14 protein-coding genes and 1 tRNA gene are annotated in these 9,294 nt (G+C 60.1%); 7 read left to right on the top strand and 8 right to left on the bottom strand.

All coding sequences use genetic code 11. The features are described from left to right. Positions 1 to 211: 211 nt before the first annotated feature. Positions 212 to 451 carry a hypothetical protein gene (locus AAAX31_RS09890; RefSeq protein WP_117847870.1) on the bottom strand — a complete coding sequence of 80 codons (240 nt, stop codon included), beginning with the start codon at positions 449 to 451 and terminating at the stop codon, positions 212 to 214. Between the two features lie 358 nt (positions 452 to 809). Between AAAX31_RS09890 and AAAX31_RS09885 the strand changes: the two genes are divergently transcribed. Genes AAAX31_RS09885 through AAAX31_RS09875 form a run of 3 tightly spaced genes read left to right on the top strand, consistent with a single transcriptional unit; the run spans position 810 to position 3,429 of the window. Beyond that, positions 810 to 1,352, top strand: coding sequence for a DUF4342 domain-containing protein (locus tag AAAX31_RS09885; protein ID WP_117847868.1), 543 nt, complete (start codon positions 810 to 812; stop codon positions 1,350 to 1,352). Between the two features lie 18 nt (positions 1,353 to 1,370). Further along, entirely contained in the window at positions 1,371 to 2,150 is a 780-nt protein-coding gene (locus AAAX31_RS09880; protein ID WP_117847866.1) for a response regulator transcription factor, read from the top strand. After that, positions 2,134 to 3,429, top strand: a complete 1,296-nt coding sequence (locus AAAX31_RS09875) for a HAMP domain-containing sensor histidine kinase (RefSeq protein ID WP_117847865.1) — start codon at positions 2,134 to 2,136, stop codon at positions 3,427 to 3,429. Before AAAX31_RS09880 ends, AAAX31_RS09875 begins: the two co-directional genes overlap by 17 nt. Before the next feature lie 75 nt (positions 3,430 to 3,504). On the opposite strand, the gene AAAX31_RS09870 is transcribed toward AAAX31_RS09875, so the two are convergent. Both AAAX31_RS09870 and AAAX31_RS09865 read right to left on the bottom strand, forming a co-directional pair. Continuing rightward, positions 3,505 to 3,879 (bottom strand): VOC family protein, encoded by a 375-nt coding sequence (locus AAAX31_RS09870; RefSeq protein ID WP_006235904.1) that lies wholly within the window; start codon positions 3,877 to 3,879, stop codon positions 3,505 to 3,507. 11 nt (positions 3,880 to 3,890) lie between these two features. Then, a complete protein-coding gene (locus AAAX31_RS09865; protein WP_006235903.1) occupies positions 3,891 to 4,178 on the bottom strand; it encodes a PTS sugar transporter subunit IIB in 288 nt (95 codons plus the stop codon). A 163-nt stretch (positions 4,179 to 4,341) separates the two neighbouring features. Here AAAX31_RS09865 and AAAX31_RS09860 point away from each other — a divergent pair, with 163 nt between their 5' ends. The 4 genes from AAAX31_RS09860 (at position 4,342) to AAAX31_RS09845 (ending at position 6,570) form a co-directional block, all read left to right on the top strand. Next, on the top strand, positions 4,342 to 4,965 hold the full coding sequence (locus tag AAAX31_RS09860; protein ID WP_006235902.1) for a hypothetical protein: 624 nt from the start codon (positions 4,342 to 4,344) through the stop codon (positions 4,963 to 4,965). A gap of 31 nt (positions 4,966 to 4,996) precedes the next feature. Next, positions 4,997 to 5,081 (top strand) — tRNA-Leu (locus tag AAAX31_RS09855). A gap of 145 nt (positions 5,082 to 5,226) precedes the next feature. Beyond that, complete coding sequence (locus tag AAAX31_RS09850) at positions 5,227 to 5,505, top strand: hypothetical protein (protein WP_117847861.1); 279 nt, start codon at positions 5,227 to 5,229, stop codon at positions 5,503 to 5,505. Between the two features lie 318 nt (positions 5,506 to 5,823). Then, positions 5,824 to 6,570 carry a hypothetical protein gene (locus AAAX31_RS09845; protein WP_117847860.1) on the top strand — a complete coding sequence of 249 codons (747 nt, stop codon included), beginning with the start codon at positions 5,824 to 5,826 and terminating at the stop codon, positions 6,568 to 6,570. Positions 6,571 to 6,650: 80 nt separating this feature from the next. Here the strand turns inward: AAAX31_RS09845 and AAAX31_RS09840 are convergent, their stop codons facing one another. The 5 genes from AAAX31_RS09840 to AAAX31_RS09820 form a co-directional block, all read right to left on the bottom strand. Continuing rightward, the gene (locus AAAX31_RS09840; protein ID WP_349077093.1) at positions 6,651 to 7,019 is read right to left on the bottom strand and encodes a hypothetical protein; all 369 of its coding nucleotides are present in this window, start codon (positions 7,017 to 7,019) and stop codon (positions 6,651 to 6,653) included. Positions 7,020 to 7,341: 322 nt separating this feature from the next. After that, entirely contained in the window at positions 7,342 to 7,647 is a 306-nt protein-coding gene (locus AAAX31_RS09835; protein WP_117847857.1) for a hypothetical protein, read from the bottom strand. Next, positions 7,644 to 8,438 (bottom strand): hypothetical protein, encoded by a 795-nt coding sequence (locus tag AAAX31_RS09830; protein ID WP_147332608.1) that lies wholly within the window; start codon positions 8,436 to 8,438, stop codon positions 7,644 to 7,646. Before AAAX31_RS09830 ends, AAAX31_RS09835 begins: the two co-directional genes overlap by 4 nt. Next, positions 8,431 to 8,784 (bottom strand): hypothetical protein, encoded by a 354-nt coding sequence (locus AAAX31_RS09825; RefSeq protein WP_117847853.1) that lies wholly within the window; start codon positions 8,782 to 8,784, stop codon positions 8,431 to 8,433. The genes AAAX31_RS09830 and AAAX31_RS09825 overlap by 8 nt, the downstream gene beginning before the upstream one ends. A 10-nt stretch (positions 8,785 to 8,794) precedes the next feature. Next, positions 8,795 to 9,004 (bottom strand): helix-turn-helix domain-containing protein, encoded by a 210-nt coding sequence (locus AAAX31_RS09820; RefSeq protein WP_117847852.1) that lies wholly within the window; start codon positions 9,002 to 9,004, stop codon positions 8,795 to 8,797. Positions 9,005 to 9,294: the final 290 nt, after the last annotated feature.

Below are 9,294 nucleotides of genomic sequence, written 5' to 3'. Positions count from 1 at the left end.
CGGAAAGCCAAAGTCGCCCGCGATGATGAGATAGTCGTCACTTGTCAGACCATCCCCAAGATCCCAGTCGCGAAGCTTTTGCATGTCGACGCCGCCGTGAATATCGCCCGTCACATAGACCGTCATCGGATCACCACTTCCCTGTAAGTCGCTAGCCCACATTCTGCACGATCACTAAGTCAACCGTTCCAGCCCTTCCATCCTTTGGGACCTACCCCTCGCTCTTCCATCCAAACGGGTCAAACACCCAAAAGATCAGATCGAGCACGCCGCCGGTCATCGTGGCGCCGGCAAGAGCCATGCAAACATGCAGAAAGCTGGCACTTCGGAGCACGTCGAACGGCCCCAGAACAGCCAGCAGCGCGACCGCTGCGCCGGCTACGCACAGCGCGAGGCACGGCCCCGCGTCCTTTACGCACTTCTTTGCGAGATGCTTTGCGTTGTCACTCATCGGTATCGAACTCCTTAGAGGGTCGTTGTTCAGACGCATGCCGCCGCGGCAGAGCGGGGCGGCAGGGTAAGTGTCACATGCTGTGCGGACATCAATGGAGAAACCGCCTGCTCGACCAACCTTTGACGCCGTTTTGCACCGGCACCACATCCCCCGCTATCGAGGTCTAATACTTTTCCCACCGCTACCCAAAAACTCATCCAACGTTAATCTTGGCTCAAGAATCGCTTAATCTATAACCTGCACTATAGAGTTCGACCAAGGGCGGGGCGGCGCCGCGCAACGCAGGCCGCCGAACGCAACGCTCGCGCCCGGGCAGATCGCCCGGCGTCGCGCCCATCGAACGAAAGGACAGGTCATGGACGACCTCGAAAAAGTTGAAACCATCCGCACCAAGTGCAACGTGAGCTACACCGATGCCAAAGCCGCGCTCGACGCCGCCGACGGCAACGTTTTGGACGCCATCATTTGGCTCGAGTCGCAAGGCAAGACCCAGACCACGTCGGCGCACGCCGCCACCGAGTCCGCGCCAGTCGATGAGCCCTCAGCCGAGATGGTCGCCGCGCAGGCCGCCTACGAGAAGTCGAGCGAAAAGACCGACTTCTCCAAGAAGATGGACAGCGTATGGGAGTACCTCAAAAAGCTCTTCCGCCTGAGCCTGGACACCAAGTTTATCGCCACGCGCCGCGATGCGATCATCCTCAACATCCCCATCCTGATCCCCATCATCGCCCTGTTTGCCTGGGGCGCTACGATTTGGCTGATGCTGATTGGCCTGTTCTTTGGCATGCGCTACCGCATCGACAGCGACGGCGACGTGCCCGGCAGCATCAACAACCTTATGAATCACGCCGCCGATGCCGCGGACGACATCAAGCAAAATCTGAACGACGACAAGTAATCGCAGACGGGGGCACGCATGGCACGGATCCTGATCGTAGAGGACGAGGAGAAAATCGCCCGCTTTGTGACGCTCGAGCTGGAGCACGAGGGCTACCAGGTGGAACACGCCGCCGATGGCCGCACCGCCGTGGACCTGGCGCTGGAGCGCAACTACGATCTTATTCTGCTCGATGTGTTGTTGCCGCAGCTCAACGGCATGGAGGTCCTGCGGCGCGTCCGCAAGCACAAGGATGTGCCGGTGATAATGGTCACCGCGCGCGATGCCGTGATGGACAAGGTGGCCGGGCTCGATGCCGGCGCCGACGATTACCTGACCAAGCCGTTTGCGATTGAGGAGCTGTTCGCACGGATCCGCGTGGCGTTGAAGCGCTCGGAGGCCGTGCGGGCGGCTTCGGGCGTTGGCGGCATCGGGACGGGCGCGGCAGGCGGCACGGGTGTCGGCGCCACCGCGATACCCCCGGTCAGTGACTCGACCCAGGTTTCCGCCTCGCTCTCCCCCGCCACGCTCGCCGTGGGCTCGGTTGCGCTCGACCCCGACCGCCGCGAAGTCACGGTCGGCGGCTCGCCCATTGCGCTCACGGCCCGCGAGTTCGATGTCCTCGCCCTGCTTATGGCGCATGCCGAGACCGTGCTCACGCGCGAACGCATCGCGCACGAAGCGCTGGGCTACGAATACATGGGTGACACCAACAACGTCGACGTGCACATCGCGCATCTACGCGCCAAGATCGAGGACGCCGGCGGCGTCCGCATCATCCAGACCGTGCGCGGGGTGGGCTATGTCTGCCGCGCGTAACGCCGAGGCCAAGCGCGTCACCTCCATCGCCCGCGCCATCAACTGGAGCTATATGTGGCGCCGCCTGATGAGCTACGTTTGGCTCGACCTGCTGCTAGTAGTGATTGTGGCGGCGATCCTTGTCTATGGATACAACCAGACGCTGCCCAACGGCGCGTTTACCGCAGGATGGATCCCCAGCGCCACCGTTCGCGGCATGACGCTGACGCCCGCGCGCGGCTGGGACCTGACAACGCTCACCTATACCGTCGAGCTTGCGCGTACCACCAAGACTTTCCCCCTCGCGCAGGACCTCGTCACGCTATGGCCTCTCTACCTTGTCGTTGTGGGTTGGCAGGTCATCAGCGTGCTCAACATGCTCGGCGGCGCCCGCCGCGTGCGCCGCACCATGGCGCCGCTCAACGATCTGGCCCTGCGCGTGGACGAACTCGGCCGCATGCAACTCGCCGGCGGCAAAATGGAAACACTGGAGCAGGCCATCGAGCGCGCAAGCGTCGACTCGCCGAGCGTCACCACCGGCGACGCCGACCTGGCAAGCATCGAGGTCGCACTCAACCGCCTGCTGCGCCAGATGCAAGAGGCCAAGCTGCAGCAGATGCGCTTTGTCAACGACGCGAGCCACGAGCTGCGCACGCCCATCGCGGTGATTCAGGGCTACGTGAACATGCTCGACCGCTGGGGTAAGGACGACCCGGACGTGCTGGCGGAATCCATCGCGTCCCTTAAAGCCGAAAGCGAGCACATGCAAGAGCTTGTGGAGCAGCTGCTGTTTTTGGCACGCGGCGATGCCGGGCGCACGGTCCTGCGGCGTGCGCATACCAACTTGGCTGCACTGGTCAGCGAGGTATGCGAAGAATCGCAGATGATCGATACCGAGCACACGTATCGGCTGGCTTCTGACGCTGCGCTTGCCAGCGACCCGCGCTGCGACGCGCCCGTCGACGTGGCGCTCGTGAAGCAGGCTCTGCGCGTGATCGTGCAAAACGCCGCCAAGTACTCGGATGCGGGAACGACCGTCACATTTGGCATAACGCCAGATGCGGGCGCGGGCACGATCGACATAAGTGTTGAGGACGAGGGCATCGGCATGAACCAGGAATCCGCAGCTCACGCGTTCGAGCGGTTCTACCGTGCCGACAACGCGCGCGATGCCGGCGCACAGGGTTCGGGTCTGGGGCTTGCGATCGCCAAGTGGATCGTCGACAGCCACGGCGGCGTCATCGGTGTGACCTCGGTCGAAGGGGTCGGCAGCCGCTTTACGATTCGCCTGCCACGATAGGAAGCCCCTCGGCATAAATAAAGGGATAGGGCCACGCGACCCTATCCCTTTTTGCCAGCTATGGCAGCTTGTGCGCTACTCGCGGCACAGGTGCACGGCGAAACCGGCGAACTCGCGCTTAAAGTACACGAGCTTGGTACCACCGTCGGGCAGCAGCGCGCGCGACTCTTCGTTGACCTCGAGCCCGCGCTCGGCAAACCACTTCTCAGCTGCATCGATGTCGTTAACGGCAAAGCCGATGTGGCCCTTGGTGCCACGACCGTTCTGCTTCATGATCTCGACCAGCGAATCGTTGAAGTACGAAACCGGGGTCTCGATGACGGGCAGGCCCATCATCGTCGAGAACAGCTCCGCGATCTCCAGGGCGTCTGCCGGGTCGGTGGCGTTAATGCCCACATGGGCAACGCGCATGCCAAAGAGCTCGACCGGATTGGCGTTCTGCTCATTCATACAGTCAGCGCCTACTGAGCCATGACGTCGAGAACGGCCTTCTCGGCAGCGACGCGGTTCATGCCAGTCATGAAGGGCACGCCGCTCACGTACGGGCAGGTGAGGCCCTCGGGGGCAACGGTGGTGGCGATCAGCAGGTCGGCGCCCTCGTCGCAGTAATCCTTGGCCTCGGAGATGGCGCACTGCACGATCTCGTACTTGTCGGCATAACCGTTGGCGTCGAGCAGAGTAGCGACCTTCTGGGCAACGAGCGTGGAAGTAGCAGCGCCAGCACCGCAAGCCAAAACGATCTTCTTCATAGGTAATGTCTCCCTTCATGGTTTACTTTAGGTAAGTGTACCGCAGCGAGCGATGGCACTCGGCCTCGATGAGCTTTTATGCCAGTTTGCTTGCGCGCTGCGTATAATACATCTAGTACGTGTTGTCATACCGCTCGCTTTATGAGCGACTAAGGACCCTAATATGCCCGATTCCCGCACCCTCTGGACCGCCGTCGTTATCATCTGCATCGCCGTGTCGGTGTTCTTTAGCGTCAAAAAACGCACCACGTTTAAGCGCCTGCAGCAGCTTATGGCTGCCAAGCAGTGGGACGAGTTCGATCGTTTGCTCGACGGCAAACTCACCAGCATGCTGTACCCGCGCTACAACCGCGACTACCTGCGTCTGAACTCCTATCTGCTGCGCGAGGACCACGAGCGCGCCAGCGAGATGTTCGACCTACTGCTGGGACTCAACCTCCCCAAGATGCAGCGCGTCGACTTGGTGATTAAGGCCTTTAACTACTATGTTGGCCAGGAGGACCGCAAAAAGTCCAAAGAGCTGTTGCACGAGATCAAGGGCTTTGAGGGCGGTCAGGCCGAGGCAGTTGCGCACGAGTGTCAGCTGATGTACGACACGATGATCCTCAAGCGCCACAACGACATTCCCGAGCTGGAGCGCATGCTCGAGGATGTCGGCGACGACCCGGTCAAGCGCTGCCGCTTGGAGTACCTGCTAGCCCTGCAGTACCAGAACAAGGGCGACGAAGCCAAGTTCCAGGAGTTCCTGGAGAAGTCGGGCCAACACTCGATGGCCGTCAACGCGTAACGGACGGCTTGTGCTAGACTTCTAGTCTCACGGGGGCGTGGCGGAATTGGCATACGCAGGAGACTTAAAATCTCTCGCCGCAAGGATTGTGGGTTCGAGTCCCACCGCCCCTACCATATGACGAAATGGCAGCTCAGAGCATCTAATCACTCTGGGCTGCTTTTTGTTTCAGTTTCGTTCTCGGTACCATTGGTACCGAATCTGGTACCGAATCAGCTCAGGAATCACCTTCACGCCCCAAATCGAGTGAAAGGACTGGGCATGAGCAAGAGACACAACAAGAGGACCCCACTGACTGAGGACGAACGCAAGCTGTTGGCTAGCTACCGCGAGCTAAGCCCCGAGGACAGGCGGGACCTCGTTGGATGGGCCGAGCATCTGGCGCTCAACACGGTGCGGCTCAACGGCATCCGCGACGCCTACCGCAGGTGCAACTCACACCGCCGCGAACTCATAGCCGTGTACGCAAATGAGCAGATGGAGCTGAGCGGCATGGAGAGGCGGGGCGAACACGTCCCGTTCACGTCCAGTGAGGACTAGAATCGAGTCAACCGCTATCGCAACAGGAAAGGAAGGTCGATAGCCATGAAGGGCACGCTTTGGATTTACCTGCTCGGGATTGTCCTCGCCCCGGTCATTCTCCCGATTGTCGTCCTCAGGTTCCTGCTCGCAAAGTAGGCGGGCAGCGCCCGACCCCACCGGACAGGTGCCAGCGCCCCGGCATGGGCGCTACTAAGCCCCTCGGGGACGCGCGAAAACAAAAAGGCTTATCGGACGCATTGGGCACAGTGGCAGCGCGTTGAAGTGCCCAATGGCGACCAAATCCGTTACCGGATCGATTGCGAACAGGAGTTCAGCATGATGGATAAGATTAGACCGATTCTCTGGGTGCTGGTTTTCCCAGCTTGCTGGTACATCTTTGCACACCACGTAACGGTACTCACTATGTTGAACGACCCAGTTGGGCTTGTCAGCTCTTTGTTCATAGTTGTTGTAGCCGTCGACTTCTTCACGTTGCCATTCCAAAATAAAAGGACAACGGATAACACTTCGGAGACGAAGCCGAAGCAGACAACCGACCCTGCTCCGTATCGGATGCCCCGTAGCAAGGAGCTAAACGACCTGCTTCTCGTCTACAACGCCAAAAGGCCTAACGGCATGACGGTGACAGAGCTTAACAGCCTGTACGCGCTCACCGCACAATCCGGTGAGAAGGTAGACGAGACAATCAGTAAGATTCACAGAGAAGTGAAATACGAACGAGACCGCCGTAAGAACGTAACGCCCCAGCCCCTTGGGTCAAGCGCCGAAAAGGGCTACGCCCCTGCACACTCGAACGCAGAACTCAACCGTGCAGCGCTCGACACGACCCCCGAGAAGGTGAAGAAGGCCCAGCGCAAGGCCGGACTCCGCTGCCCCAAGTGCGACTCAACCGACGTAACGTTCCTGAACAACACGTCGAAGTCCACGAGCGCTGGAAAGGCGCTCATTGGCGCCGAACTGTTCCGCCTTGAGGGCATGGTGGTCGGTGCCGCGATGGGCAGGAAGGGAAAGCGCGAGTACCTTTGCAACCACTGCGGCAAGCGGTACTCGGTGAGGAACTAGAGGGCAGGGCGCAGGCTATAAACCGCGCCCGGAGAACGAAAACAAAAAGGCCGCAAGGGTTCGCTCCCCTGCGGCCTTCTCTATGTCGCGGCGTCGTATTCCCTGAACGCCCTGTACGCTATCTTCTTGCACTTGTCGTAGGCTATGCCGATCCTCGCGCTCAGGTCATGCCAGTCCTCGCCCTCTAGGTAGTGGGCAGTTATGACCTCGACCGCCCTCTCGCCGACTGTCGGGGCCATCTCGCGCATGTCGGCGTAGGCGCGGTCCAGTACCTCCTCCTGCCTCCCCATGCAGTAGAGCGCCCTCTCCCTCCTCGGGTCTCCCTCGGGGCGCATGAGGTCTATCTTTCGCCGCGTTTTCTGCCGCTCCATGTCGAGCGCCACGAACCAGTAGAGCCTGAACTGCGCCAGCGTCGGGCTAATCTCTCCCCGCCTCAGTATCGAAACCACCCCAAGAGCGAATCGGTCGGCTATTCGGAAATGCCCCTGAGAGCCGCGGGGACAGCCGATAAGGGCCGTCTGGCATCTGGCGTGAGTAACTTAGGCACCGTGTCCGTTCTAAAGCTTAAAAAGAGCATCTGAGAGCCTTAGACGGCATATCCGCAGGTCATCGCATATGCGTCAGTCACGGCAGGCGCGTCACGCTGGGCAGTTATATACTAACCCCCTCAGCGGCAGCGGTACTTAAAAATATGCTACGATTCAAGCAGCAATTTCTGTCCCGAGCAGCGGGCCGCTGTCGGCGCGGCCCTACCTCCCGCGCCGCGCCTTTCTAGAGGGTCGCGCCCCGCCCTTCCATCCAGTCCGCGAGCCGTTCGGAGAACATGCCAACGACCGAATCGAACCACGGCTCGCCGTCCTCGATAACGGTCCTCGTCACGCCCTCGGGGGCGTTGGCCTTCCATGCCCTCCTGCCGCTCTCGGTCGTCAGGTCGTAGACCCCCGAGTCTCCGGGTTCGTAGACGAGAGCGCCGTCCCCGGCGTAGGCCACGGTCCCCGCCTCAAGCGCCTCCCTGCCGTACTCCTCGACCGTGAGGGCGGCGTTGACGGCAAGCGTCATCTGGTCAGTCTTTCTCATTGCTTATTTTCCTCTTTGCACTTCAGGATCGAAGGTTCGGGGAAACAACGCTCGACCTCATATTCCTCGGGCGGTTTTCCGTATGTTTGTACTCCGCAGTTCGGACATTTAACGAGAATTTGGCCCATGCCATCGATGAACCCGACAGGCTCCTTTGCCACTTCCCCGCACTTCGGGCAAGGGACGTGGAACCAAGCAACGCCCGTCTCGAAAAGCGATTCGCTGCCGTTCGTTCCGTAGCCCGTAGTCCTCTTGCCATTAGCCAATGGCCTTGTAGGGCCATGGCTAATGGCTTGTGGCTCATGGCTAGTAGTTGGTAGCTTATAGCTATGTAAGGGCTGAACCCCATCTGGTACGGGGTTGGGTACGGGGCTGGGAACGGGGTCTGGTACGGGGTTGGGTACCCCCTCGCCATCAGCGGGAATGGTGCCGTTGCGACCGTCAACCCATGCCTCTAGGCTTGAGTCCTCTCCGGTATCGCTCTTTGCGAAGGACTGCCTTCTGGCATCGCTGAGCCTCTCGAAGTTCGCGTTGAAATACGCTTTCGGAATGTCATCGAGATAGTCCGGGGTGACGCCCGTGAACCAATAGTCAACCATTGCCGTGACGTATGCGCAGCGCCATTCCTCGTTCGCGATTTGAAGGGACGTATACCAGTCTTTGAGCTGAACCTTGTCGAACGCGCAAGGCCCTTTATCAGAGCGGACCCCGCGGGCCTCGCGCATCGCCTTCAGCGCCCTGCCCTTGCGCTCCACCTCGGCGCGATACCCGGCCCTCAGCTCACTATTCATGGGCATCAGCTGCCACAAGCCTCATGGGGTCTGCCGCCTTCCTCGCGAGCCTTCCGCGCCGCTTGAGTTCGGCATTCATGAGTTCGACCCTGTCGGCAAGCCAGTCAGAGCAGCGGACCTCAAGCTCACGTCCGCTGTCGGGCGCGGCAATGCGCAGGATGCAGTCCCCGTCAACGTCCTCAGCGGACAGGAGCGCCTGTTCGCGCTCCATGCCAAGCCCGAACGTCCCCATGCCGTAAATGTCGGCGTTGCATAGGGTCGCGCCGTTGAGACAGCCGACTTTCGCGGCCTCTAGCGGGTCGGCTCCCAGCGACAGCTCAACGACCGCCTTAGTGTTGTTTGCCATGAGGGCCACCTTAGTATCCGAGCATCTTTAGCGACTCGGGGACGTTGATACGCCACTGCTCGCGGATACGAACTGCCCTGAGCTGCCCATCGCGCACCATGCGATAGACAGTGCTGTAGCTCAACCGCAGATATGCGGCGAACTCCTCGATGGTCGCGGGGTCGTTGATGTTCTCCTCAGTGATGGGACGAATGGGTTTCCTCGTTTTCTGCTTAGCCATTGGGCCACCTTTCGGTCATGGGCGCTCAGCCCGTTTGTATGCGGTTGTGAAGCTTCACGTGAGGAAAGACTAACACCAGTGAGGAAACTAGCAGCACGTATCGTTTCCGCAGTTAAACGCCATAAAACGTATTTCACACCCAGCAAAACCGCCCTAAAAAAATAGGCTCTGTTAGACCAGAATTGACATTTAGCACTTTTTCGAGCTAGGACGATAATGCCCGGGAGCAATTCGATTTGTTCCCGGGCATTAGTCTATTTCGGTGGTTTGAATGCGGTCAAAACTGACAA

The sequence above is a fragment of the Collinsella sp. CLA-ER-H5 genome (assembly GCF_040092375.1).
GTDB lineage: Bacteria > Actinomycetota > Coriobacteriia > Coriobacteriales > Coriobacteriaceae > Collinsella.
The sequence above is the reverse complement of the archived record's forward strand: the minus strand, read 5'-3'. Positions and strand labels throughout refer to the sequence as shown.